The 24,509-nt window shown below is 68.7% G+C and carries 21 protein-coding genes and 2 pseudogenes; 16 read left to right on the forward strand and 7 right to left on the reverse strand.

Going from position 1 to position 24,509, the window contains the following annotated elements:
- Window positions 1-279 (reverse strand): annotated as a pseudogene (locus MET9862_RS14540) (hypothetical protein); the annotation flags it as partial.
- A gap of 176 nt (window positions 280-455) precedes the next feature.
- Between MET9862_RS14540 and MET9862_RS14545 the strand changes: the two are divergent.
- The 9 genes from MET9862_RS14545 to MET9862_RS14585 all read left to right on the forward strand — a co-directional run bounded on the left by MET9862_RS14545 (window position 456) and on the right by MET9862_RS14585 (window position 12,717).
- Window positions 456-1,043 carry an ANTAR domain-containing response regulator gene (locus tag MET9862_RS14545; protein ID WP_142583657.1) on the forward strand — a complete coding sequence of 196 codons (588 nt, stop codon included), beginning with the start codon at window positions 456-458 and terminating at the stop codon, window positions 1,041-1,043.
- A 13-nt stretch (window positions 1,044-1,056) separates the two neighbouring features.
- Window positions 1,057-2,070, forward strand: coding sequence for a CmpA/NrtA family ABC transporter substrate-binding protein (locus MET9862_RS14550; RefSeq protein WP_142583658.1), 1,014 nt, complete (start codon window positions 1,057-1,059; stop codon window positions 2,068-2,070).
- 74 nt (window positions 2,071-2,144) lie between these two features.
- On the forward strand, window positions 2,145-2,357 hold the full coding sequence (locus MET9862_RS14555) for a hypothetical protein (protein WP_142583659.1): 213 nt from the start codon (window positions 2,145-2,147) through the stop codon (window positions 2,355-2,357).
- Between the two features lie 473 nt (window positions 2,358-2,830).
- Entirely contained in the window at window positions 2,831-4,102 is a 1,272-nt protein-coding gene (locus MET9862_RS14560) for an NAD(P)/FAD-dependent oxidoreductase (protein ID WP_244612728.1), read from the forward strand.
- Window positions 4,103-4,113: 11 nt separating this feature from the next.
- Window positions 4,114-5,904: a NirA family protein gene (locus tag MET9862_RS14565; RefSeq protein WP_142583660.1), complete on the forward strand. Its 1,791-nt coding sequence runs from the start codon at window positions 4,114-4,116 to the stop codon at window positions 5,902-5,904.
- Window positions 5,901-7,502, forward strand: coding sequence for a sulfite reductase subunit alpha (locus tag MET9862_RS14570; protein WP_142583661.1), 1,602 nt, complete (start codon window positions 5,901-5,903; stop codon window positions 7,500-7,502). Before MET9862_RS14565 ends, MET9862_RS14570 begins: the two co-directional genes overlap by 4 nt.
- A gap of 299 nt (window positions 7,503-7,801) precedes the next feature.
- Window positions 7,802-10,465, forward strand: a complete 2,664-nt coding sequence (locus tag MET9862_RS14575; protein WP_142583662.1) for a nitrate reductase — start codon at window positions 7,802-7,804, stop codon at window positions 10,463-10,465.
- A 39-nt stretch (window positions 10,466-10,504) separates the two neighbouring features.
- Window positions 10,505-11,959, forward strand: a complete 1,455-nt coding sequence (gene cysG, locus MET9862_RS14580; RefSeq protein ID WP_142583663.1) for a siroheme synthase CysG — start codon at window positions 10,505-10,507, stop codon at window positions 11,957-11,959.
- A gap of 164 nt (window positions 11,960-12,123) precedes the next feature.
- Entirely contained in the window at window positions 12,124-12,717 is a 594-nt protein-coding gene (locus MET9862_RS14585) for an SCO family protein (protein ID WP_185156872.1), read from the forward strand.
- Window positions 12,718-12,750: 33 nt separating this feature from the next.
- On the opposite strand, the pseudogene MET9862_RS14590 reads toward MET9862_RS14585, so the two are convergent.
- Window positions 12,751-13,887: pseudogene (locus MET9862_RS14590) on the reverse strand (glycosyltransferase family 2 protein); the annotation flags it as partial.
- A 217-nt stretch (window positions 13,888-14,104) separates the two neighbouring features.
- Between MET9862_RS14590 and MET9862_RS14595 the strand changes: the two are divergent.
- Together MET9862_RS14595 and MET9862_RS14600 are read left to right on the forward strand one after the other, a co-directional pair.
- Complete coding sequence (locus MET9862_RS14595) at window positions 14,105-14,641, forward strand: ImmA/IrrE family metallo-endopeptidase (protein ID WP_142583665.1); 537 nt, start codon at window positions 14,105-14,107, stop codon at window positions 14,639-14,641.
- Window positions 14,642-14,763: 122 nt separating this feature from the next.
- Window positions 14,764-15,759: a hypothetical protein gene (locus MET9862_RS14600; protein ID WP_142583666.1), complete on the forward strand. Its 996-nt coding sequence runs from the start codon at window positions 14,764-14,766 to the stop codon at window positions 15,757-15,759.
- Here the strand turns inward: MET9862_RS14600 and MET9862_RS14605 are convergent.
- Both MET9862_RS14605 and MET9862_RS14610 read right to left on the reverse strand, forming a co-directional pair.
- Window positions 15,737-16,204 carry a hypothetical protein gene (locus MET9862_RS14605; RefSeq protein WP_142583667.1) on the reverse strand — a complete coding sequence of 156 codons (468 nt, stop codon included), beginning with the start codon at window positions 16,202-16,204 and terminating at the stop codon, window positions 15,737-15,739. The genes MET9862_RS14600 and MET9862_RS14605 overlap by 23 nt on opposite strands.
- Window positions 16,204-17,181, reverse strand: coding sequence for an IS1595 family transposase (locus MET9862_RS14610; RefSeq protein WP_142583668.1), 978 nt, complete (start codon window positions 17,179-17,181; stop codon window positions 16,204-16,206). The genes MET9862_RS14605 and MET9862_RS14610 overlap by 1 nt, the downstream gene beginning before the upstream one ends.
- Before the next feature lie 114 nt (window positions 17,182-17,295).
- Here MET9862_RS14610 and MET9862_RS14615 point away from each other — a divergent pair, with 114 nt between their 5' ends.
- Window positions 17,296-17,553 (forward strand): helix-turn-helix domain-containing protein, encoded by a 258-nt coding sequence (locus tag MET9862_RS14615; RefSeq protein ID WP_142583669.1) that lies wholly within the window; start codon window positions 17,296-17,298, stop codon window positions 17,551-17,553.
- A 398-nt stretch (window positions 17,554-17,951) separates the two neighbouring features.
- On the opposite strand, the gene MET9862_RS14620 is transcribed toward MET9862_RS14615, so the two are convergent.
- Both MET9862_RS14620 and MET9862_RS14625 read right to left on the reverse strand, forming a co-directional pair.
- Entirely contained in the window at window positions 17,952-18,500 is a 549-nt protein-coding gene (locus tag MET9862_RS14620) for a hypothetical protein (RefSeq protein WP_142583670.1), read from the reverse strand.
- 215 nt (window positions 18,501-18,715) lie between these two features.
- On the reverse strand, window positions 18,716-19,603 hold the full coding sequence (locus MET9862_RS14625) for a hypothetical protein (protein ID WP_142583671.1): 888 nt from the start codon (window positions 19,601-19,603) through the stop codon (window positions 18,716-18,718).
- A 102-nt stretch (window positions 19,604-19,705) separates the two neighbouring features.
- Between MET9862_RS14625 and MET9862_RS14630 the strand changes: the two genes are divergently transcribed.
- Together MET9862_RS14630 and MET9862_RS14635 are read left to right on the forward strand one after the other, a co-directional pair.
- Window positions 19,706-20,503 carry a transporter substrate-binding domain-containing protein gene (locus MET9862_RS14630; RefSeq protein WP_244612730.1) on the forward strand — a complete coding sequence of 266 codons (798 nt, stop codon included), beginning with the start codon at window positions 19,706-19,708 and terminating at the stop codon, window positions 20,501-20,503.
- A gap of 135 nt (window positions 20,504-20,638) precedes the next feature.
- Window positions 20,639-22,333: a lysine--tRNA ligase gene (locus MET9862_RS14635; RefSeq protein WP_142583673.1), complete on the forward strand. Its 1,695-nt coding sequence runs from the start codon at window positions 20,639-20,641 to the stop codon at window positions 22,331-22,333.
- Window positions 22,334-22,400: 67 nt separating this feature from the next.
- Here the strand turns inward: MET9862_RS14635 and MET9862_RS14640 are convergent, their stop codons facing one another.
- On the reverse strand, window positions 22,401-23,126 hold the full coding sequence (locus tag MET9862_RS14640) for a tyrosine-protein phosphatase (RefSeq protein WP_142583674.1): 726 nt from the start codon (window positions 23,124-23,126) through the stop codon (window positions 22,401-22,403).
- A gap of 183 nt (window positions 23,127-23,309) precedes the next feature.
- Here MET9862_RS14640 and MET9862_RS14645 point away from each other — a divergent pair, with 183 nt between their 5' ends.
- Together MET9862_RS14645 and ppa are read left to right on the forward strand one after the other, a co-directional pair.
- Window positions 23,310-23,816, forward strand: a complete 507-nt coding sequence (locus tag MET9862_RS14645) for a GNAT family N-acetyltransferase (protein WP_142583675.1) — start codon at window positions 23,310-23,312, stop codon at window positions 23,814-23,816.
- Window positions 23,817-23,949: 133 nt separating this feature from the next.
- Window positions 23,950-24,483 (forward strand): inorganic diphosphatase, encoded by a 534-nt coding sequence (ppa, locus tag MET9862_RS14650; protein WP_142583676.1) that lies wholly within the window; start codon window positions 23,950-23,952, stop codon window positions 24,481-24,483.
- The last annotated feature ends 26 nt before the right edge of the window (window positions 24,484-24,509 follow it).

The following is a 24,509-nucleotide window of genomic DNA, read 5'->3' on the forward strand; positions in this document are numbered from 1 at the left end:
GGGGGCCGGGCGCGGCGCGGCGCCCGCGGCGAGGGGATAGTGCTCGGCGAAGATCACGGCGGCGGGGGCCCGCGGCGGCGGCGCGACCGCGACGGACGGCGCGAAGGCCTGCGGCCCGATCTCGGCGGCGGGCGCGACGGGCGCCTTGGCAGGCTCGCGGCAGAGCATGGAGGCGGCGCCGATCACCAGGGCGGTCACGAGGGTCGGCAGGAAGGGCAGGGACAGGCGGCCCTCGGGCGCGCCGGTGAAGCTGCTCTGAACGGAATCCCGCCTCGACATCCGGCCCGACTCCTCTGTGCGGTCTCGCACAATCAGAATGGCGACGCCTTTGCGGCGGAAGCTGGGCCATCATCTCTCCCGAATGTAAAAGGATTTTCATCCTCCGGCCCGATAGCGAGGCACGGGCCTTGCCTTGCCCGGGCCGATGCACAAGAACCGCCCAGAGGCGGGCACCGATGACAGAGACCAGCCTCACCGTCGCCGTGATCGACCCCAGCCGGGCCCGAGCCGCCATCCTCGAGGAGGGACTGCGCGCGGCCGGGATCGGGCGCGTCGTGGTCATTCCTGACACCGCCGACCTGCAGGAGCGCGTGGCCGCCCTCGCGCCGGACGTGGTGGTGATCCATCTCGAGAGCCCGAGCCGGGACATCCTGGAGCAGATGTCGGCCGTCACCCGCCACGCGGAGCGCCCGGTCGCGATGTTCGTGGACCGCTCGGACGCCGCGATGATGCAGGCGGCCGTCGATGCCGGGATCTCGGCCTACGTGGTGGACGGGCTGCGCGCCGAGCGCATCAAGCCGATCCTCGACATCGCCATCCTGCGCTTCAACGCCTTCGCCCGCCTGCAGCGCGAGCTGTCCGAGGCGCGCGGCGAGCTCGCCGACCGCAAGCTGATCGAGCGCGCCAAGGGCATCCTGATGAGCCTCAAGGGCCTGTCCGAGGACGAGGCCTACAAGCAGCTCCGTCGCAAGGCCATGAACGAGAAGCGCAAGATCGTCGACATCGCCCGCGCGATCGTCACCACCGCGGACCTGCTGGGCTGAGGGGCACGGGACGATGAGGCTGCATCTCGGATACGTACCCCTCTGCGACGCCGCCCCGGTGATCGTCGCGCACGAGCTGGGCTTCGCCCGCGACGAGGGACTCGACCTCGACCTGACGGCCGAGCCCTCCTGGGCCACCCTGCGCGACCGGCTCGCCCTCGGCCATCTCGACGCCGCCCATATGCTGGCGCCGCTGGCGCTCGCGAGCGCGCTCGGCCTGTCCGGCCCGCCCGCCCGGCTGAAGGTGCCGCTGTCGCTGAGCCTCAACGGCAACGCGATCACGCTGACCGGCGCCCTCTGGGCCGAGATGGCGCCGGATTCGGACGACCTCGACACCGTCGCCCGCGCCTTCGCGGCGGCCGTGCGGGCGCGCCTCGCCGCGGGGCGCGGCGTGACGCTCGGCACCGTGCACCCCTTCTCCAGCCACACCTATCAGATTCGGCTCTTCGCCGAGCGCGGCGGCCTCGATCCCGCCGCGATCCGCCTCGTGGCGGTCCCGCCCCAGCACAGCGTCGAGGCGCTGTCGCGGGGACTGGTCGACGGGTTCTGCGCGGGCGCCCCCTGGAACGGCGTCGCGGTCGCGGCCGGAATCGGCCGGATCGCGGCGCTCGGCTGCGAACTGACGCCCGATTCGCCCGAGAAGGTGCTCGCCGTCTCCGACCGCCGCGACGAGGCGACCCTGCCCCTGGTGCGGGCCGTGGTGCGCGCGGCCCTGTGGTGCGCGGAGCCCGGGAACCGGAACGAGCTCGCCCACCGGCTGGCACGCCGCGCCTATCTCGGCCTCGATGCCGACCTGATCGCCCGGACACTCGAGGGCGACATCGCCCTCGACGGCACCCGGCGGCGCCACGCACCCACCTATCTCCGCCTCGGTGCCCCGGCGCTGGCGCCGCGTTCGGAGCATGTCCGCTGGCTCGTGGCGCAGATGCGGGCGGCCGGCCAGATTCCGCCCGGGCCGGACCCTTTGCCCGACGCGCTCGCCCTCTACCGCGACGACCTGTTCACGGAGGCCTGGCCGGCCCCCTGACGGACTGACGGAGCGGTTGCAGGATTCCGCAAGTCCGGCGGAACGGGCGCGCGGTTCCACCGTTATCCCTCGTCATGCCCGGATGCCGCAAACTCGAGACCGCCCCGAATGCCGCCATCCGCGGCGAACGGGTGGCGTTGGCCCGCTACGTCCGGGTCCGGGCCCGGCCGCCCCGCGCGGCCAATGACAACCGCCGCCTCGCCGCCCCCAATCTCTGGCATTGGGCGCTCCTCGTCGGCGTCGCCCCCACGATCGGCATCGTCGCGGCACTTTCCGTTCTCCTCTGACACTCTGCCCCAGGCACCGCCTCCTCGCGCACCCAGTTGACGTGAGAGGATCGGAGACGCGCGGCCGCCGCCCGGCATCCGCCGGCCCTCGCTGGCATGCGCGCCCACCTCGGCAGTCCCAGCGCCGACGCCCCGTTGCAGCGCGCCGGCCCACTGCCTGAATCCCGCCCATTCGCCTCATCTTTGTGCAGTGCACGAGCGTGCGAGGGCCGCGTCGAACCTCACCTGCGGATTCGACAATTTCCAAGCTGATACATCGCCTTGCGGGCCACTCGGCGCGGCTGGCACGGAACCTGCTCGGAGGATCGCGTCCGTCAACGGCGACGGGCAGCACCGTCAGCGAGGCTGCTGATCCGGTTCCCTCGCAGGCGGCCAAGTCGAGCGGCCACATCGCGCGGGAAAGCGGCTCAGCGGCTTTTTTTGTTTGGCGGGTCCGCCAACCCCTTCCTCCGAGGATCGAGACGCGTCGAGAGATGGTGACACTCCGGATGGATCCGGCGGGCGCCCCAGCGGCGCTCCGCGAATCGATACCCCGCGAGCGCCTGGTGGTCGTCGGCAACGGCATGGCCTCGCTGCGCTTCCTGGAACGGCTGACCGAAGGCGCGCCCGGCCGCTACGACGTCACCTGCATCGGCGCCGAGCCGGTGGCCGCCTATAACCGGGTGCTGCTCTCCTCGCTGCTGGGCGGCGAGGTCGACGAGGCAGCCTGCGCCTTCCGCGGCCTCGACTGGTACGCCAGCCACGGCATCCGCCTGATCACCGGCGCGCCGGTCACCGCCATCGACCGCACGAGCGGCCTCGCGATCGTCGGCGAGAGCCATGTCCTGCCCTTCGACAGGCTGGTGCTGGCCGTGGGCTCGACCCCGATCCGGCTGCCCAAGCCGGGCATGGACTTGGCCGGCGTCATCACCTTCCGCGACCTCGCCGACGTGGCGGCGATCCGCAAGGCGGCCGTGGAGCATGCCCGCGCCGTCGTCATCGGCGGCGGCCTGCTCGGGCTGGAAGCCGCGGTCGGGCTCGCCCGGCTCGGCATCGACACCACGCTGCTACACGTCATGGACCGCCTGATGGAGCGCCAGCTCGACCACGAGGCCGCGGGCCTGGTGAAGCGGGCGATGGAGGCCCGCGGGGTCAAGGTCCTGCTCAAGGCCGACACCGCCGCCGTCGAAGGGACGGACAAGGTCGAGCGCCTGATCCTGGCCGACGGCACCGTTCTGCCGGCCGACCTCGTGGTGATGTCGGTGGGCGTGCGCCCCTCGGTGGCACTGGCCCAGGCCGCCGGCCTCGCGACCGGCCGCGGCATCGTAGTGGACGACCGCATGGCGACCTCGGACCCGCGCATCTTCGCGCTGGGCGAATGCGCCGAGCACCGCGGCCAGATCTACGGCCTCGTCGAGCCGGCCTACGAGCAGGCGGATACCCTGGCCCGGCACCTCGCCGGCGAGGAGGCGCGCTACCAGGGGACGGCGCTCGCCACCAGCCTCAAGGTCTCGGGTCTGCCGGTCTTCTCCGCCGGGATCGTCGACACGCCGGAGGACGCCGAGGCCATCGTGCTGCGCGACCACGGCGCCGGCCTCTACCGCAAGCTTCTCGTCACGGAGGGGCGCCTGATCGGCGCGGTCTTCGTCGGCGATATCGGCGAGCAGGCCTGGTGCAAGAGCCTGATCCGCACCGGCGAGCCGGTCGCCGAGCACATCGAAGACATCATGTTCGGGCGCCCCGCGCCCCGACCGCTGGCCGCGTGAAGGAGGCAGGCATGGCTGAAGACTTCAACGCCGAGCAGAAGCGCTACCTCGAAGGGTTCGCCTCCGGCATCAGCGCGGTCCGCATGACCGGCGGCCTCGCGGCCGGCGGGGCAGCGAGCGCGCCCCCGTCCGAGCCGACCGGACCGGACGCGATCCACATCAAGGCGCAGGACAAGACCGTCAGGAACGGCGGCAAGCTCTGCGACCAGGAGAAGTGGAAGCGCGCCGAGAACCCCTTCGACGGCCACAACCGCCTGATCTCTGAGGCCGCCACCGGCAAGCCGCCGAAGCCCGAGGACAATTTCCGCTGGCGCTACCACGGCCTGTTCTGGGTCGCCCCGAACCAGACCTCCTATATGTGCCGCCTGCGCATCCCGAACGGCATCCTGCACCACTGGCAGTTCGCCGGCATCGCCGACCTCGCCGACGCCCATGGCGGCGGCTACAGCCACGTGACCACGCGGGCGAACCTCCAGGTCCGCGAGATCGCGCCGGAGCACGGCCAGCCCTTCCTCGACGGGCTGACCGATCTCGGCCTCACCGCGCGCGGCTCGGGCGCCGACAACATCCGCAACGTCACCGGCTCGCCCACCGCCGGCATCGACGCGCAGGAACTGCTCGACACGCGCCCGCTCGCCCGCTCCTGGCACAATTGGATCCTCAACGACCGCTCGCTCTACGGCCTGCCGCGCAAGTTCAACGTCGCCTTCGACGGCGGCGGCGTGATGCCGGTGCTGGAGGAGACCAACGATATCGGCTTCCAGGCGATCGAGGTGCTGGAGGGCGCGGCCGTGGCGCCGGGCATCTGGATGCGCCTCGTGCTCGGCGGCATCTCCGGCCACAAGGATCTCGCCCGCGACACCGGCGTGGTGCTGAAACCCGAGGCGTGCAACGCGGTCGCCGACGCGATCCTGCGCGTCTTCATCGAGAACGGCGACCGGACCAACCGCAACAAGAGCCGGATGAAGTACGTCCTCGACGCCTGGGGCTTCGACAAGTACCTCGCCGCCGTCGAGGAGAAGCTCGGCCGCAAGCTCGACCGGGTCGATCCCGCCCATGTCGCGCCGCGCAAAGCCACCGACCGGTTCAGCCATGTCGGCGTGCACAAGCAGGTTCAGGAAGGCCTCAACTGGGTCGGCGTGGTGCTCCCCGTCGGCAAGATGACCACCGACCAGATGCGGGCGCTGGCGAAGATCTCGGCCGAGTGCGGCGACGGCCAGATCCGCCTCACCGTCTGGCAGAACTTCATCTTCTCCGGAGTGCCCGACGCCAAGGTCGCCGAGGTGGAGGCCCGCGTGCTCGCCCTCGGCCTGTCCGTGAAGGCCGCGGGCATCCGCTCCGGCCTCGTCGCCTGCACTGGCGCCCGCGGCTGCAAGTTCGCCGCCTCGGACACCAAGGGCCACGCGATGATCATCGCCGACCATGTCGAGCGGGCCGTGACCGATCTCGACGTGCCGGTGAACGTCCACCTCACCGGCTGCCACCACTCTTGCGCCCAGCACTACATCGGCGACATCGGGCTCATCGGCGCGAAGGTCGTCGTCTCGGAGGAGGGCGACACGGTCGAGGGCTACGACATCGTCGTCGGCGGCGGCTTCGCCGAGACCCCGAAGATCGGCACCGAGATCTGGAAGGCGGTGAAGGCCGAGGACGCACCCTTCCGGGTCGAGGCGCTGCTGCGCGCCTATCTCGCCCGCCGCACCGGGCCGGAGGAGAGCTTCCAGGCCTTCACCAGCCGCACCGGCGCGGAGGCGCTCCGCGACGCCGCCGAGGACCAGCCCGCCCTGAAGGCCGCCGCATGACCCAGCACGTCTCCCCCCCGCTCGTCCTGATCCCAGAGACCGCGCCCTTCAACGAGGACCAGCGCGCCTGGCTGTCGGGCTACTTCGCGGCGCTGCTCGGCCCGGCCGTCGCGGGCGCGACCGCGCTGGCGCCGGGCGAGGGGCCCGCGGCCGGCCCGAAGCTCGCCGACAACGACGACGCGCCCTGGCACGACCCGTCCATGCCGCTCAACGACCGCATGGACCTCGCCAAGGACAAGTCCGAGGCGCAGAAGCTGATGGCCGCCATGGCCCAGCAGGATTGCGGCCAGTGCGGCTACAACTGCGCCGACTACGCCAACGCCATCTTCCTGAAGAGCGAGGAGCGCCTGAACCTTTGCCAGCCCGGCGGCAAGGAAACCATGCGCATGCTCAAGAAGCTGGACGAGGAGTTCGGCGCTGCCGGTGGCGCGGCCCCCGCGAAGGCGGACGCCGACGCGCCGAGGACGGAGGTGCCCCTCGGCCCGCTCGGCTATTGCCGCGAGAACCCGGTCTTCGCGACCTTCCTCTCCCGCCGCCGCCTCAACGATCCAGGCGGCGAGAAGGAGACCTGGCACATCGAGATCGACCTCCGGGACACGCCGATCGATTACGTGGTCGGCGATTCGCTGGGCCTGTTCCCGGCCAATGCTCCGGCCCTGGTCGATGCGGTGATCGCCGAGCTCGGCGCCCGGCCCGAGCGGCTGATCGGCGGGCGCTCGCTCCGCGACAGGCTGCTCGCCGATTACTCGCTCGGTGCCGCGCCGGACAATCTCTACCAGCTCCTCTCCCTGCTCACGAGCGGCGAGGCGCGCCGGAAGGCGCAGGCGCTCTCGGCCGGCGAGGATCCGGACGGCGACGCGCAGTATCTCGACGTGCTCGGCGCGCTCCACAAGTTTCCGGGCGCGCGCCCCGACGCCGAGGTCTTCCTCGAGGCCCTCGACGAGCTGCAGCCGCGCCTCTACTCGATCTCGTCCTCGCCCAAGATGGACGCGGGCCGGGTCTCGCTCACCGTCGACGCGGTCCGCTACAACCACCGCTCGCGGCTGCGCCTCGGCGTCGCCTCGACGCATCTCGGCGAGCGGATCCCGGAGCAGACCAAGGTCAAGATCTATCTCCAGAAGGCACACGGGTTCGCGCTGCCGGAGGACCTGTCGACGGACGTGATCATGTGCGGCCCCGGCACCGGCATCGCGCCGTTCCGGGCCTTCCTGCGGGAGCGCGCCGCCACGAAGGCTCCGGGCCGCAACTGGCTGTTCTACGGCCACCAGCGCCAAGCCTCGGACTTCTTCTACAAGGACGAGCTGAACGCGCTGAAGGACGACAAGGTGCTCACCCGCCTGTCGCTCGCCTGGTCGCGGGACGGCGCTGAGAAGACCTACGTCCAGGACCGCATGCGCGAGAACGGCGCCGAGTTGTGGAAGTGGCTCGAAAGCGGCGCCCATTTCTACGTCTGCGGCGATGCCAAGCGCATGGCCAAGGACGTGGAACGCGCGATCATCGACGTCGCCGCGACCCATGGCGGCAAGAACCCGGACGAGGCGGTGGCCTATCTCGCCGCGCTGAAGAAGGCCGGACGCTACCAGGCCGACGTGTACTGAGCGCAGGCCGAACCTCCCCCAAGGAACTCGGGCCTGCCCGAGTTCCGCATCCCGCTGCCCAAGTCGGGCAGGCCGACTTGGGATGGCGGAGGGTGCCTCGCAGATGCGAGGCGGGAGAAGGGACCCCGCTTCAGGCGAGGGCTCTGGGCTGGTGTGACGGGCACAGACCCTTTCGGCGCCGTCGCTCCCCTCTCCCGTCGCCCTTCGGGCGCCACCCTCCCTTGCAGAGGGGGGAGGGAGAGCCGGACGGCCCGAGTCTTGCCAACACCCTCGACACCGAGATCCGCGAGGAACCTGCCATGACCGCGCACGTGCCGGAGCAGACGGTCCGCACCACCTGCCCCTATTGCGGGGTCGGCTGCGGCGTCCTCGCCACGCCGGACGGCCAGGGCGGCGCGACGGTCGCGGGCGATCCGGAGCACCCGGCCAATCTCGGCCGGCTCTGCTCCAAGGGCTCGGCGCTCGGCGAGACGCTCTCGCTGGAGAACCGCCTGCTCCACCCGCAGGTCGACGGGGTGCGCCAGAGCTGGGAATCGGCCCTCGGCACCGTGGCGGGGGGCCTGCGCAAGGTCGCCGAGCAGCACGGGCCGGACGCCATCGCCTTCTATCTGTCGGGCCAGTTGCTGACCGAGGATTACTACGTCGCCAACAAGCTCGCGAAGGGCTTCATCGGCACGCCGCATGTCGACACCAATTCCCGCCTCTGCATGTCGAGCGCCGTGGCCGCGCATCGCCGGGCCTTCGGCTCGGACACGGTGCCGGGCTGCTACGAGGACCTCGACGAGGCCGACCTCATCGTGCTCACCGGCTCGAACACCGCCTGGTGCCATCCGATCCTGTTCCGCCGCATGGTCGATGCGCGGGCCAAGCGCGGCACCAAGCTGGTGGTGATCGACCCGCGCAGGACGCAGACGGGCGAGGAGGCCGACCTCTTCCTCGGGCTGAAGCCCGGCAGCGACACCGCCCTGTTCTCGGGCCTGCTGGTGCATCTCGCCGACACGAACATGCTGGCCGCCCGCTTCGCCGCCGACCCCACGGCCGGCTTCGAGGCCGCCCTCGCCCGCGCCCGCCTGATCGTGCCGGACCGCGCCGCGGTCGCCCGCCTCACGGGGCTGACGGACGCCGAGATCGGCGCCTTCTACGACCTGTTCGCGCGGACCGAGCGCGTCGTCACCGCCTTCTCGATGGGCGTGAACCAGTCGGCGCAGGGTACCGACAAGGGCAACGCGATCATCAACTGCCATCTCGCCACCGGGCGGATCGGCCGGCCCGGCATGGGTCCGTTCTCGCTCACCGGCCAGCCCAACGCGATGGGCGGGCGCGAGGTCGGCGGGCTCGCCAACATGCTGGCGGCCCACATGCATTTCGCGCCCGAGGAAGTGGACCGCGTCCGCCGCTTCTGGAACGCGCCCAACATCATCACCGGCGAGGGCATGAAGGCGGTCGCCCTGTTCGAGGCGATCCAGCGGGGCAAGATCAAGGCCCTCTGGGTGATGGGCACCAACCCCATCGTCTCGATGCCGCGTGCCGACCTGATCAAGGCGGCGATCGCGAAGCTCGACCTCTACGTCGTCTCCGAGGTCGTGGCGGATTCCGACACCGCCCGCGCCACCGGGCGGCGGACGGTGCTGCTGCCGGCCCTCGCCTGGGGCGAGAAGGACGGGACGGTGACGAATTCCGAACGGCGCATCTCGCGCCAGCGCCGCTTCCTCAAGGCGCCCGGCGAGGCACGGCCGGACTGGGTGGCGCTCGCCGATGTCGGCCGGCGCCTCGGTCACGGGCACGCCTTCGGCTTCACCAGCACGGCGGCGGTGTTCCGCCAGCACGCGAGCCTGTCGGCCTTCGAGAATAACGGGACGCGCGACTTCGACCTCGGGGGGCTCGCCGACCTCAGCGATGCGGCCTACGAGGCCAACGCGCCCGTGCAGTGGCCGCTGCCGAAGCGCGGCGGCATCAGGCCGCGTCTCTTCGCGGACGGGCGCTTCTACACCTTCGACGGGCGCGCCCGCTTCGTGGCGGTGCAGGCCCCCGCGCTCGCTCAGGCCGTGAGCGCCGAGCGCCCCCTCGTCCTCAATACCGGCCGCGTGCGCGACCATTGGCACACCATGACGCGCACGGGCAAAAGCCAGCGCCTCTCGGCCCACCGCGCCGTGCCCTTCGTCGAGGTGCATCCGGACGACGCCGCCCGCTTCGGCCTGACCGATGGGGCCATCGCCGCCGTCTCCACCGAGCACGGCTCGGCGGAACTGGAGGTGATGGTGAGCGCGGGCGTCGCCCCCGGCTCCCTGTTCATGCCGATGCACTGGAGCGACGCCACCGCCTCGAAGGCCCGCGTCGGAGCCCTCGCGCGCGGCGTGCCCGACCCCGTCTCGGGCCAGCCCGAATTGAAGGCGACGCCGGCCACTTTGGCGCCGGTCGCCTACCGCGCCCGCGGCTACCTGCTCAGCCGCGAGCCCGTGGCGAGCCCGCCCGATTGGTGGTGGGCGCGCGCCGCGGTGGCCGGCGGCTGGGGCCTCCTCTTCGCCACACAGGACGGCTCGCGCGAGATCGCCATGCTGATGCGCGGCCTGTTCCAGGGCTGCGAACTGGCCGAATATGCCGACCATGCCCGGGGGCGCTACCGCTGCGCGGTCTATGACGGCAGCCGCCTCGTCGCCTGCCTCGCCTACGCCCCCGGCGAGGCCCGGCCGGACTGGGAGGCCGCCAAGGCGCTGTTCGCCCTCGACGTGCCGGAGACGCCCGAGCGCCGGGCGCTGCTCTCGGGCCGCGCCGCGACGGCCATGGGCCCGGTGGTCTGCGCCTGCCACGGCGTCGGGCTCGACGTGATCAATGCCGCCATCGCCGCGGGCGCGCACAGCGTCGAGGCGGTGGGCGCGGCCTGCAAGGCGGGCACGAATTGCGGCTCGTGCATCCCAGAGATCCGCAAGCTGCTCCCCGACGCGCTTGCGCGCTCGGCCGCCTGACCGCACTTTGGACGGATTCCCGTGTCGAAGCCCATCCTCATGCGTAGCCCCCGTGAACCCCGCGAGACCAAGGCCGGCCTGGAGCCGCTGGCGGTGCTCCCCGTCTTCGTGCCGCTCCACGGCAAGCGCGCCGTGCTGGCCGGCTCCGGCGGCGGCGCGCCCTGGAAGGTCAAGCTGCTCGCTGCGGCCGGCGCCGAGGTCGATGTCTACGCGCCGGAGGCGAGCGAGGAACTGCGCGCGGTGCCGGCCGAGATCGTCTCGGGCCGCGTCACGCTCCACGACCGCGCCTGGACGCCGGACGACCTCGCCGGCGCGGCCTTCGCCATCGGCGCCATGGAGGACGAGGCCGACTGCGTCGCCTTCGTCGCCGCGGCGCGCGCGGCCGGCGCCATCGTCAACGCGGTCGACCGGCCGCATCTCTGCGACGTGAAGTTCGGCGCCATCGTCAACCGCTCGCCCCTGGTGGTCGGCATCTCGACCGAGGGCGCCGCCCCGGTCTTCGGTCAGACCGTGCGCGCCCGCATCGAGGCCATGCTGCCGCGTGGCTTCAGCCACTGGGTCGCCGCCGCCCGCGACTGGCGCGAGCAGGTCACCACCCGCTTCCACGGCTTCGCGGACCGCCGCTTCTTCTGGGAGCGCTTCACCGAGCGCGCCTTCGCCGAGCCCGATCGCTCGCCCGACGCGGCCGACCTCGCCGAGCTCCTCGGCGACACCGAGGCCGCGCCGAAGGGTGGTGCGGTGACCCTCGTCGGGGCCGGGCCCGGCGACGCCGAGCTGCTGACGCTGAAGGCGCTGCGCAGCCTGCGCAACGCCGATGTGATCCTCTACGACGACCTCGTCGCGCCCGCGATCCTCGACTATGCCCGCCGCGAAGCCCGCACCATGCTGGTCGGAAAGACCGGCCACGGGCCCTCCTGCCGCCAGGACGACATCAACGCGCTGATGGTGCAGCTCGCCCGCTCCGGCAAGCAGGTGGTGCGGCTGAAATCCGGCGACCCCCTGGTCTTCGGCCGGGCCGGCGAGGAGATCGAGGCCTGCCGGGCCGCCGGCATCCCCGTCACGGTGGTGCCGGGTGTGAGCGCGGCGCAGGGCGCGGCGGCCTCCCTCGGCGTCTCGCTCACCCACCGCGACGCGGCCCGCCGCCTGCAATTCGTCACCGGCCACGACCGCCGCGGGCAACTCCCCGAGGACATCAACTGGGGGGCGCTCGCCGATCCGAGCGTCACCACCATCGTCTACATGCCCAAGCGCACGCTCCGCGCCCTTTTGGAGCGCGCGGTCGCCGAGGGGCTCGCCTCCACGACCCCGGCCCTCGTCGTGTTCAACGCCACCCGCCCGAACCAGGCGAGCGTGCGCGGCACGGCCGACGATCTCGCCGACCAGATCGAGGCTGCCGGTCTCGAGGGCCCGGCGATCCTGATGGTCGGCGAGGCCCTGTCGGAGGCCCGCGCCGCGGCGCTCGCGGCCGAGGCGGTGGAGAAGGTGGCGGTCTGACCGCAGCTGGGCAGGCCGTCCGACCTGCCACCTCATCCTGAGGCCGTGAACCGGGAACCCTTCGGCCGCGAGCCAGGGATGCCCTCATGACGGGCGACCCGATGCCGGCTTGCCTCGGGCGCCGGCTCGTGCTGTTCCGGCGGGCTCGTGGAGTTCCTGGCCGTATGTCCCCCACCATCCGCCGCGCCCTCGTCCCGCTCCTCGCCTTCGTGCTCGGCCTCGTCGGGCTCGCCGGCGCCGCGGTCTACGCCTTCCTGCCCGAGCGCGCGCCTCAGGCCACCGCCAGCGTCGGCGGCCCGTTCAGCCTCGTGGACCAGGACGGCAAGACGGTCACCGAGAAGGATTTTGCGGGCGCGACGCATCTGGTCTTCTTCGGCTTCACCCACTGCCCCGATGTCTGCCCGACGACCCTGCAGCAGGTCTCGGACGTGCTGGTGGCCCTCGGCCCCAAGGGCCAGGCCATGCGGGTCGCCTTCATCACCGTCGATCCGGAGCGGGACCGGCCACAGGATCTGAAGACCTATCTGTCGAGCTTCGACCCGCGCATCACCGGCCTGACCGGCAGTCCCGATCAGGTCGCCGCGGCGGTGAAGGGCTACCGTGCCTATGCCCGCAAGGTGCCCGCCAAGGACGGCGACTACACGATGGAGCACACCGCCCTCGTCTACGTGATGGATGGCAGGAATCGCTTCATCGGCGCGCTGAACCTGCAGCGCCCGGCCGACGAGACCGCGGCGGAGCTCGCCAAGCGGATCTGAACCTGCATCCGGTCGATCAGATCGGACGCAGGTTCAGAGAGCCCGCGCGGCGTCTGAGCGACGGCGACATCCGCCATCCCGAAGGGCTCGATCGGATGTCGCACGAGCCGGACGGATGCGCAGGGTCCCGCTGCGCGAGCTGCGGGCCAGCCCGTGCTCGGTCTTGTTCCAGCGGTTCGGGGCACGGACGAGCTCGATCAGGGCGAGCCAGGCCGCGGCGCTGACCATGCAGAAATAGACCGGCAGCGCGGGCACGAACCAGGCGAGGTCGCGCCAGCCGCGCCGCGCGCAGCCGAGCGCCGCCGGCAGGGTGAGGACGGCGAGACCGGCGCCGAACAGGGTGATCGCGAGCCCGGTCGGCAGGTTCGCCCAGAAGGTGGGGGCGGGGGGCGCCGGGCTCAGCAGGAAGTCGCGCACCGCGAGGACGAGGTAGGCGGGATAGAGCAGGGCGGAGAGCGCGGTGCCGGGCACAAGGGCGAGCGCGCACAGGCCGCGCAGGGGGCCGAGCCGGCGGAGCGTCGCGATCGGGCGGCGGCCATGGGTCAGGCTCGTCTGCATGAAGCCCTTGATCCAGCGCACGCGCTGGCGCAGCCAGGCCCGCCACAGAACAGGCGCCTCCTCCACCGTCCCGCTCGGCAGGTCGCCGACCTCGTAGCCCGCCAGGGCGAGGCGGATGCCAAGATCGGCATCCTCGGTGACGTTCCAGGCGTCCCAGCCGTGCAGGTCGCGCAGCACCTGGGTGCGGATATGCGTGGAGGTGCCGCCGAGCGGCATGGGCAGGCGCCAGCGGGCAAGCGCCGGGTTCAGGACGCCGAACAGCCCGGCATATTCCAGGGTGAAGCAGCGCGCGGCCCAGGAATCCTCCGGGTTGTCGATGAGCAGCCGGCCCTGCAGCGCGGCGACCCCGGCGGGCGCCCGGGCGAAGCGCGCGGCGGCCTCGCGCAGTTGTCCCGGCTCGGGTACGTCCTCGGCGTCGTAGACCACGAGCAGGCTGCCGCGGGCGAGGGGCAGCGCCACGTTGAGGGCGCGCGGCTTGGTCCGCGGCGCCCCCGGCGGCGCCGTGACGATCTCGAAGCGGGCCGGGAAGGGAATGCGAGCCAGCGCCGCCGCGGTCTCGCAATCGTCGGCCTCGACGATGAATTTCAGGTCGAGCCGGGCTGCAGGATAGTCGCGGTATTATGCAGCAACCTCACCCAAAAGCGTTGAAAGGGATGCTAGCGGTTGAGGGCTTGACGTAGATCGGGGTTATTAAGTGCGAAATGGCACGCCGCACCCACTTGCACGGGCGGGGCGGTGTGCTCTGTAAAGAATTGCGGGGAAAATTCCACGTTCCCTATTCGTTCCATTCGTGTAGTGTGGTGGCCTACTAGCTATTAGCGTGTGAACCGTGACCTCTGCCGTACCCGTTCCGACGCGCCTGCTGAAGGCCAGGATACATGAATTCGCTGAGAGCGTTGCCGCACGCCTGAACTTTCGCTACGGCGCCGCCATTGAGCCGCTAGTTGTCCGCTTGGGCGGCCGCATTGAGTACAAGACAGCCGATCTTAGTGCGGGCAAACTGCCAGAGTCGATCGTCGTTCGTGCTATCAATGATTTCGTTATTTACCTTCCGAGCATAACTTCTATCGTTCGAGATAGGTTTACGATTGCTCACGAGCTGGGTCACCTATTTTTACATTATCCGCTCGCCGCGGGCGGGCGTAATGATGTTGTGATGACTGCAACTCGCTGGGTCGATGAAAGTAACGAAGCCTTACAACGGGCAGAATGGGAGGCAAATTGGTTCGCCGCAGCATTCTTAATGCCCTCCAGCGACTTCAGGACGGCCTACAGCGAGAACCACCGGTCAATAGAGACGACGGCGGCGATGTTCGGGGTCAGCGTGAAGGCAGCTCAGATACGAGCACAGTCGCTTCGACTCTAGATACCCAAGAGATAGACAACGACATTGAGGCGTGCCCCGACTATCGAGTGAGGCTTTTTCTGTCTGTTGACTTGACTGGGTCGACGGCTTTCAAAGCCAAATACGCCAATGAGCGCGAGCCCTTGGAACCCTATCCAATTTGGCTGAATAGGACTCGCAACTTTTACCGCGTCTTTCCGCAAGTTTTAACCAGACATTTCGGGGAATTTACGGCCGTATTGGCTGGCGCAAAAGACTACAAAGATATGCCCCCGCAGGTCTGGAAGACCGTTGGAGACGAGATAATATTCTGCATCAGAATTGTCTGCCTCGAGCATCTTGCTTGTTGTATGAGGGCATTTACCAAAGCGCTTTCAACTTACGGCGCGGCGATTAACAAACAACAGTCGGAGCTTGATGTAAAAGGTTCTGCTTGGGTTGCATCGTTCCCTGCGCCAAATGTTACGATTGTATCTGCGAGCCGCATCAATACGATGGAGCCATCTAATAAAGTTGGCGGCCAGTTGAGCGAGGCTGAGGAAACGAGAGCAGATCGTCTGCCTGGGGAATATGACTTCCTAGGTAAACAGATTGACACTGGTTTTCGCATATCGCGATTTGCTCAAGTTCATGAACTAGCGATTTCTGTTGATCTTGCGTGGCTTTTGACACTTTTGAGAGAGCGTGATTTAGTGGACTTTAGATTTACTTATCGAGGCAAGGAGATACTAAAAGGAGTTATCGGCAGCGTACCCTATCCAATAATAACAGTGCAAACGGAAAGGTCGGTTCGGCGGCGCGAATTAGACGAACTCGAAAGGACCGTGGCAAATACGGACTTTGCGAAGCACATTGAATTGCGTAATTATTTGCATAAATTCATGGAAGAACATGAAGTTGAGATCCCTATAATAAGCTTGCATGGAATTAAATACGATAAAGATAAGCTTCCCAAATGCTTTTTTGAGTTGGGTACCGCATGGCAAGCCGGGGCGCGAGAGGAACAGCAAAGAAAGCGGATCAAAGAAGAGGCGGACGCGTTCGATGATAGTGCTGTTCCAACAGTAGAGGATAAAAATAAACTGAACGAGCTGAACTCGTCTTTCGATAAGGCCTTTAAGAGCTACTGGTCCGACTAGTAACCCCATTGGAAGGTGGTAAAGCCCAAACGCGCACGTTTTTCCGCCGCCCGGCGTCAGCGATCCGACCCTGAGTGGCGGCTCGGGTAAGTGATTGGATCAGCCGGTAGGCGACAGCCTTCCGGAGCATCCTGTCTGCCTCATCCCATCCCTTCGCGTGGATCACAGCCAGTGCGATCTCGCGGGTCGTCAGCGGCTTGCCCGCTGCCTCAATCGCCGCCTTACACAGTCCGAACATCTCGCCATAGGCGAACAGGCGGTTCAGGTGTGCGTAGGCAGGGAACCGCGTCTGTGAGGTCGGGCTGAGTTCATAGAGCGCGAGCACGGCCGTGACGCTCGACAGGTCGCGCTCTGCCAGGGCGAGCTGCCGCCGTAGCTCGGCAATGTGCGCCTCGATCTCGTTCCGCTTGGTGGTGAGGGTATTGATGATCTGAGGGACAGCCATCAGGCGGCTCCCTTCGGAAGCTGGTGGCGCTGCCAATAGCCCTTCCACGCAGCGGACGGCGGGTGACGGAGGGAGGCGCCGGCAATCATGGCGTACTGATCGCCGTTGCTGACGCGGCGGTAGTTCTCACGCCACGCCATCTCACGGGCATAGGAAACGAGGTAGGGACCGGCGATCCGGTGATAGACGCCCTTCTCGGCACGCCGCAGGCGGGCGAAGTAGCTCTCAGCCTGATTGGTGCAGGCTCCGCCGTCGCTGTACGCCTGCTGATGATTGATGCGGTGGGTGGTGAAAGTCTTATGCAGCCGGTCCCAGCCCTTCGCCTCATCGGCGTGAACGGTGCTGCCGGCGGCGACGCGAGCCTCAATCGTCTCGACCGACTCGGCCTCGGTGCGGAAGGCGAAGGTGAGTGTCTTCCCCTGCCGCTCGCGGATCACCACGACGACGCGACGCTTGCCCGTCTGGTTCTCTGCAAGCCGGCGGTCGCGGCGATCCGCCTTCATGTTCTCGGGGCGGACATGGCCGCCGAAGTAGGCGCCATCCACCTCGACCGTACCGGAAACAGTCGCCTCCGCCGTCTCGGCAGCGACAGCCTCGCGCAGCTTGTGCGCCATCACGAAGGCGGTGCGGTACTGGCAGTTGAGATCGCGAGAAAGCTGAAGGGCGCTGTGACCCTTCGCGCCGTTGGCGAAGATCGCGATGGCAAGCAGGTGGTCCCGGATCGGGAGCTTGCGGCTAGCGAAGATGGTCCCGCTGGTGGCGCTGTACTGATGGCGGCAGCCAGCGCACTTGAACAGCTTGCGGGTCGCGATGAAGGAGTGCTTCAGGCAACCGCAACGCGGGCAGAAGGGCTCGCCGTCCGTCTCGGCCCAGCGGATCGCCTTGAACGTTCCCCAAGCCTCATCGTCCGACATGCGGGCGACCTTCGCGAGGCTGAGAGAGCGGGCGGCCTTGCTGAGAAGAAAGTGCTGGGCCACGGAAGCGCCTCAACGTTTTGCGTTGAGGTGGATGCTATGCGCTAATTCCGAGCACGTCAACGTTTTTAATCGCCCTTGACGCAAAAGCCTGCGCTCGCTACTTCTCACTGCACGATGAGCCCTGAGCAATGCCGCGCCGCACGAGGATGGTTGGATTGGCCGCAGCAAGAGCTGGCCAAGCGATCAAACGTGGGCCTGAGCACGATCAGGCAATTTGAAAACGGCATACGCACGCCCATCGCCAACAACCTGTCGGCGATGAGACGTGCTTTTGAGGAGGCCGGCATCACCCTCATGGATGAGCCGGCCGGTATTGCCTATGCGGGGACGGGTGCGGCCTCGGACAGAAACGGCACCGGCACGGCTCCGTAGTGGGAGAGGCCGCGCACGATCTTGGACACCGTGCCGCCGTTCACGCAGAAGTAGTGGGAAGCCTTGCCCTGGCTCCATCCGAGAACAAGCACGGCATGGAGGATGTGGCAGGCGGTCTGACGATCACAGGGAAACTCAGCCATGACGGCTCCTTTACGCTGTACAAGCGAAATGAAGGGGCCGGCTTGAACGAGGCGCCCAAAGATGCGACTCTAAGGCGGTGGGGCCGTCGCTCTTCGCTCTCTGTCCAAGCCGGGTAGAGATTGAGGTTGATGGTTCTGGTTCAGGCCGGTGCGCTAACACCGGCCTGAACCGTCAGGCTCTTCTGAGCTTATGGTTGCCGACCATGACGTTCTCCTTCGTTAGCGCCGGCTAGGACGCGGGGTGGAACAGGTAGCTCAATCGAACACGCCGCGAGGCGGATTGATTGGGCCGGCATCTGAGCCGTCCGATGCAGGATCGTCGGACGGCTCATTCTCTTTCCGATCTGATGCCAAGCGCCCGCGTGCTCGGCCATGCATAACCTCTCGGCCATAATCGGTGAGAGTCCAGATCGTATTACCCAGATCGACTTCGCCATCTCGACGCATCCGGCTCAACTGTGGGCTGAAACTGGTTCGGTCGAGGTTACCGTCGAAGAAATCGCGTGAAACCAGCGCGTGAAGATCAGAAGAAGTTAAGCCATCCAAGTGGACGTTCAAAACCATCCGTATCCCTTGTTTGATGGTAGTCTCGCCATGCGCACGCGAATGTTCAGAAATATAAGTTAGATCCATGCCAATTGCTTCAGCTGCCGAACGCATCTCGGACAACTGAGGTTCTATTGTGCTGATGTCGTGCTCAATAGTGCGAAGTTCTTCGACGAGCTGATCGCGCCGAGCATGCAAGGGCAGAAGCTCCCCTTCAAGCTCCTTCCAGCGCTGCCGGATGAACCTACGCAAATCCACGTCCAGTCTCCCCTGAGGGGTAGCGACCCGCCGTTTATAGATCAGGCAATTTGCGTAAGGCAAGGCACTTTTGTCGGTCTATGCACGGATAATCCGGACCTGACAACGGTGGTGTTGCGATCTTCAAAGATTGCAAGATCCGGCAAGAACGTCCGCAAGAGCGGACACAAGAGGCAAGGCAAGCGCGACCGACAAGAGCGGCCGACAAGCGCACCTCAACGCTTTTGGGTGAGGTTGCTGCATAATACCGGATAGTCGAGCCGGGCGAGCGCGGCGACGATCCTGCCGACGACCGCCGCCTCGCGGTAGAGGGCGACCAGCACCGTATAGGTCGGCAGCGCGCGCTCGGGCAGTGGCGGCACCTCCGGAGCGGGCGCCCCGGAGAAGAGCGCCGCGATCCGGAAGGCCATCATCGCCAGGAGGATCGTCTGCGCCAGCACCGTGGCGGCGACGGCGAGAGAGGGGGGCAGGGCGGCGAACAGACAGAGAAGCGTGATCAGCACGAGGCCGAGGATCAGGAGGGGCCGGCGCGGGGATTCCCGCCCGAACGCCCATTCCGGGGCGCGCCGCTCCAGGGCATCGGCGGCGTAGGCCGCGATCTCCGGGCCGCGCGCCGCGAACACCGCCTCGCGCAGGTGGGTCGGGGTCGTGATGGCCGGGCCGCCCGCCGCTCTCGCGCCGGCCAGAAGCTCGGCGATCTGGCGGCCGCGCGGCGCCATCACGCAGGGCGCGACCGCGCCGGTCATCAGCGGTGCCAGACCGGCCGCGAGGCTGTCCGGAAAGCGCAGGCCCGGGCCGAAGGGGATCGGCCCGTCGAGGAAGGGGGCGCCAAGGGCGCGTGCGAGCGCCCGGTAGAACGGCTCCTCGGCCATCAGCCCGGCCTGGAGGAGGGCGGTCGCGGCATCGGTCCCCGCGGCCCGGCCGAGGGCGGCGGCCTGCCCCAGGAGCGCCACCGGCACGCCCTCGCGCAGGAGGAAGGCGATCTCGGCCGGCAGCGCGGTCGCCGCAGAGGCGGGCCGGAGCGGCAGGAACGACAGCGGAGCGCTCCCGTCGGCGCCCGAACGTGCTAAGAGACGGTACGGGCGCCGCCACCGTCTCCGCATCAGCGGATACCGATACTGTTCTCGCGTCAAGATCCGCCAGGCATGACTTCAACCAGCAGATTCCTCATCGCGGCTCTGCTGCTCTTGGCCGGGCCATCTCAAATGGTTCGCGCTGAACCACCGGCAGTTGCATCCGTTCGTATTCCAAACTTCTGGAATCCGCGCGCCCGCGGCGAGCGGGTGGAGGCGCCCCAGACCGGCCGCGCCGTCCGCTTCCTCACCGACGACGAGTTCCCGCCGCTGCATTTCGCGGGGCCGGACGGCAACCCGACCGGCTTTTCGGTGGAGCTCGCCCGCGCAGTCTGCGAGCGCCTCGCCATTGCCTGCACGGTGCAGGCCCGGCGCTTCGACACCCTGCTCGACGCCCTCGGTCAGCAGCAGGGCGACGTAGTCGCCGCCGCGATCCCGCTGACTCCGGCCCTGCGCCAGAAGTTCCTGGCGACGCGCCCCTATTTCCGCTGGCCGGCCCGCTTCGCCGCCCGCAGCGACCGCGGCCTGCCCGAGCCCTCGGTCCCCGCGCTCGCCGGCAAGACTGTGGGCGTCGTGGCGGGCAGCGCGCACGCGGCCTACCTGAAGGCCGTCTTCCCGAAGGCGGTCGCCAAGGAATTCACGGACGTCGGCGCTGCCGAGGGCGCGCTCAAGCGGGGCGAGACCGACTATCTGTTCGCGGACGGGCTCAACCTCGCCCTCTGGGTCGGCGGCGCCGAATCGGGCCAGTGCTGCGCGATGACCGGCGGCGACTACCTGGAGAACCGCTATTTCGGCGAGGGCATCGGCTTCGTCACGCGGCCGGAGGACGCAGCCCTTGCCCGCGCCCTGGACGATGCCCTGCAGCGGGTCTGGGACGACGGCAAATACGCGGAGCTGTATCTGCGGTTCTTTCCCGTCAGCCCGTTCTGACGGGGCCAAGCCATGCGGCGCGCGGGAACCTTGGGGCACCCGCGCTCGCGTTGACCCTCCCGGCCGCTCTCCATAGTTAGGGACGCTTCCAGACCCGACAGGCGACCCGCGTCGCCGGAATTCCAGCGTGCCGCCATGTCCGCCCCGCTCCACCTCGACCCCGACCTGATCGAGGCCGCCGCCCACGCCGCCGCCTGGCCCTTCGAGGAGGCGCGCAAGCTCGTCGCCCGGCTGGAGCGCAAGCCCAAGGAAGAGGTGCTGTTCGAGACCGGCTACGGCCCGTCCGGCCTGCCGCATATCGGCACCTTCGGCGAGGTGGCGCGCACCTCGATGGTGCGTCATGCCTTCCGCGTGCTGACGAAGGACGCGGTGCCGACCCGGCTGATCGCCTTCTCCGACGATCTCGACGGCCTGCGCAAGGTGCCGGACAACGTCCCGAACCGCGAGATGCTGCGCGACGCGCTCAACCTGCCGCTGACCAAGGTGCCCGATCCGTTCGGCACCCATGACAGCTTCGGCGCGCACAACAATGCGGAGCTGCGCCGCTTCCTCGACGCCTTCGGCTTCGACTACGAGTTCCGCTCGGCGACCGAATGCTACCGCTCGGGCGTGTTCGACGCGACGCTGCTGCTGGTGGCCGAGCGCTACCAGGCCGTGATGGACATCATGCTGCCCTCGCTGCGCGCCGAGCGGTCGGCGAGCTACTCGCCCTTCCTGCCGATCCACCCGGTGACCGGCCACGTCATGCAGGTACCGATCGACGAGGTCCGGCCCGCCAAGGGCACGCTCGTCTGGCGCGATCCCGTCACGGGCGAGGCCTACGAGACGCCGGTGACCGGCGGCCACGCCAAGCTGCAATGGAAGCCCGACTGGGCCATGCGCTGGGTCGCCCTGGGCGTGGACTATGAGATGGCCGGCAAGGACCTGATCGACTCGGTCAAGCTCTCGGGCCAGATCGCCCGCGCGCTCGGCGCCGAGCCGCCGGAGGGCTTCAACTACGAGCTGTTCCTCGACGAGAAGGGCCAGAAGATCTCGAAGTCGAAGGGCAACGGCCTGACCATCGACGAGTGGCTCGCCTACGGCACGCCGGATTCGCTCGCGCTGTTCATGTACAACAAGCCGCGCGAGGCCAAGCGCCTGTTCTTCGACGTGATCCCGCGCCACGTCGACGAGTATCTCAACTTCCTCGACCGCTACCCGAAGCAGGACGCGAAGCTCCGCCTCGGCAACCCGGTCTGGCACCTGCATGCGGGCACGCCGCCGGCTCCGGAGACGGTGGAGGGCGGCTCGGTCAACTTCGCGATGCTCCTGAACCTCGCGGCGGTCGCCAATACCGAGGAGAAGGGCGTGCTCTGGGGCTTCATCCGCCGCTACGCGCCGGGCACGGGGCCGGAGACGCATCCCTATCTCGACCGGCTGGTGGGACATGCGCTGGCCTATTTCCGGGACTTCGTGCGCCCGGCCAAGAGCTACCGGGAGCCGACGCCGGAGGAGCGCGCGGCGCTGGAGGACCTCTCGGCGACCCTCGCCGACCAGGCCGGCTCGACCGATCCGGAGGCGCTGCAGGCCGTGGTCTACGAGGTCGGGCGGCGCCACTTCCCCGACCTCTCGGGCAAGGCCAAGAGCCCGGACGGGCGGCCCGGCGTGTCGCAGGCGTGGTTCACCACGATCTACAACGTGCTGTTCGGCGAAGCGCGCGGGCCCCGCTTCGGCTCCTTCATCGCCCTCTACGGCGTCGCGGAGACGCGGGCCCTCATCGCCGAGGCGCTCTCGGGCGCCCTCATCGCGGGGCACGCGGCCTTCACCGCGTCGCGCAAGGCTGCGGAATAGGGCAGGGCCTTCGAGACGGGATCGACCCGTCGCCGGGGTGCCGGGGCAGGGTCCCGGCGCACGCGCCCTATTCGCGCTTGATCACCCGGTCGACCACGAGATCGGACCAGAAGCCGGGACGGAAGTCGCGCTTCAGCGCCTCCGGGTCGTAGACGGTCTCGACCCAGGTGAGGAAGTCGAGGCCCTTCGCCTCGCCCTCGACGAGGTAGCGGGCGAAGAAGGCATCGAGGATGCCGGTCTTGGCGAAGCGGAAATGCCCGTAGCGGGCCGAGAGCTGGCGCGCCGCCTCACGCACCGGACGGCCCTCGTGCAGGATCAGGTAGAGCGCGGCGGCAAGGCCCGCCCGGTCCGCCCCCGACTTGCAATGCATCACCGCCGGGTACTCGATGCTGGCGAAGACGTCGCGCGCGGCGAGCAGGGTCTCCTTGGCCGGCGCCTCGCGCGAGCGCAGCACGAACTCGACGAGCGTGAGGCCATGGCGCTCGCAAGCCTCGCGCTGCAGCGGCCAGGAGCCGTGCTCGCGCCCGCCGCGGAGCGAAATCACCGTGCGCACGCCTTCCCGCCGGAAGCGGGCGAGCTGGTGCGGGCCGGGCTGGGCCGAGCGCCACAGCTCGCCCGCGCCCACACGGTGGCGGTTGAGATAGGCGAGGCGGAACACCCCGTGGTCGAGGAACAGCATGTTCGCCCAGGCCATCAGGCGCGCGCCGGGGCCTGCGATCGGCCGCTCGAAGCGGGCGATGCGGGCCATGCGCCGGGCATAGCGCGTCTCGGGCTTGAGGAAGCGGTTGAACAACGCGAAGGCTCTGCACCAGTCCGGGCGGGGAACCGCCTCTATCAGCCGGGAGGGAGCGCGGCAATTTCGGCATCGGGCTTGCCTTGTCTTTGCCGGGATCGAGACTGAACCTTGCGGCCCGCGGCGCCGTTGTTCGCCGGCAGCATCCACGCGAGCGGCATCCACGCGAAAAGGGGACCGGCCATGAGCACGCGCACCACGAGCATCCGCCGGGCCCGCGATGGCGATGTCGGGAGCCTGTCGCAGGTGTTCGATGCGGCGTGGCGCGAGGCCTATCGTGGCATCATCCCGGGGGTGGCCCTGGAGCGGATGATCGTCCAGCGCGACCGGGCCTGGTGGCGCGGCGCCCTGCGCCGGGGCCGGCCGGTCGCCGTGGTGGAGACGGGCGACGCGGTGGTGGGCTACGCGACCTACGGCCGCGCCCGCAGCCGCAGCATCGGTACCGAGGGCGAGGTCGACGAACTCTATCTGCTGCCGGAATACCAGGGTCTTGGCCTCGGCCGGCGCCTGTTCCGCGCGGTGCGCAACGACCTCGGCGACCACGGCCTGACCCGGGTCGGTGCCTGGGCGTTGGAGGACAACCACCGGGCCGCGGCCTTCTATGAGAGCCTCGGCGGCCGGGCCGGGCCGCGCGTCCTCGACCGGGTGGGCGGCATTCCCCTGGCGAAGGTCGGCTACCTCTTCGCCTGACGGGCCGGCGCTGTGCTGACGCTCCTGCGCGATCGTCGCGGGAGCGTCCTTATCGGCAATTTGATATTCATCGTGTCGGCTTTACAGAGGGCCCCGAAGGGCCTGCCCGACGGCGGGCCGGGAGACGACACCCATGAATATCGACGCCATCTCGGTCGGCAAGAACCCGCCTCACGACGTCAACGTGATCGTCGAGGTGCCGCTCGGCGGCGAACCGATCAAGTACGAGATGGACAAGGAGGCCGGCACGCTGGTCGTGGACCGGTTCCTCTACACGCCGATGTTCTATCCGGGGAATTACGGCTTCATCCCGCATACGCTCTCGGGTGATGGCGATCCGTGCGACGTGCTGGTGGCCAACACTCGCGCCATCGTGCCCGGCGCGATCATCAGCGTGCGTCCGGTGGGCGTGCTGGTGATGCAGGACGACGGCGGCGAGGACGAGAAGATCATCGCCGTGCCCTCGCGCAAGCTGACCCAACGCTACAACCGGGTCGAGAACTATACCGACCTGCCCGAGATCACGATCAGCCAGATCCAGCACTTCTTCGAGCACTACAAGGATCTGGAGCCCGGCAAGTGGGTCAAGATCGTCCGCTGGGGCGACAAGGCCGAGGCCGAGCGCCTGATCATCGAGGGCATCGAGCGCGCCAAGGCGCAGAAATAGTCCTGAACACGCCGGGGCCTTGCCCC

This window comes from Methylobacterium symbioticum (genome assembly GCF_902141845.1).
Lineage (GTDB): Bacteria > Pseudomonadota > Alphaproteobacteria > Rhizobiales > Beijerinckiaceae > Methylobacterium > Methylobacterium symbioticum.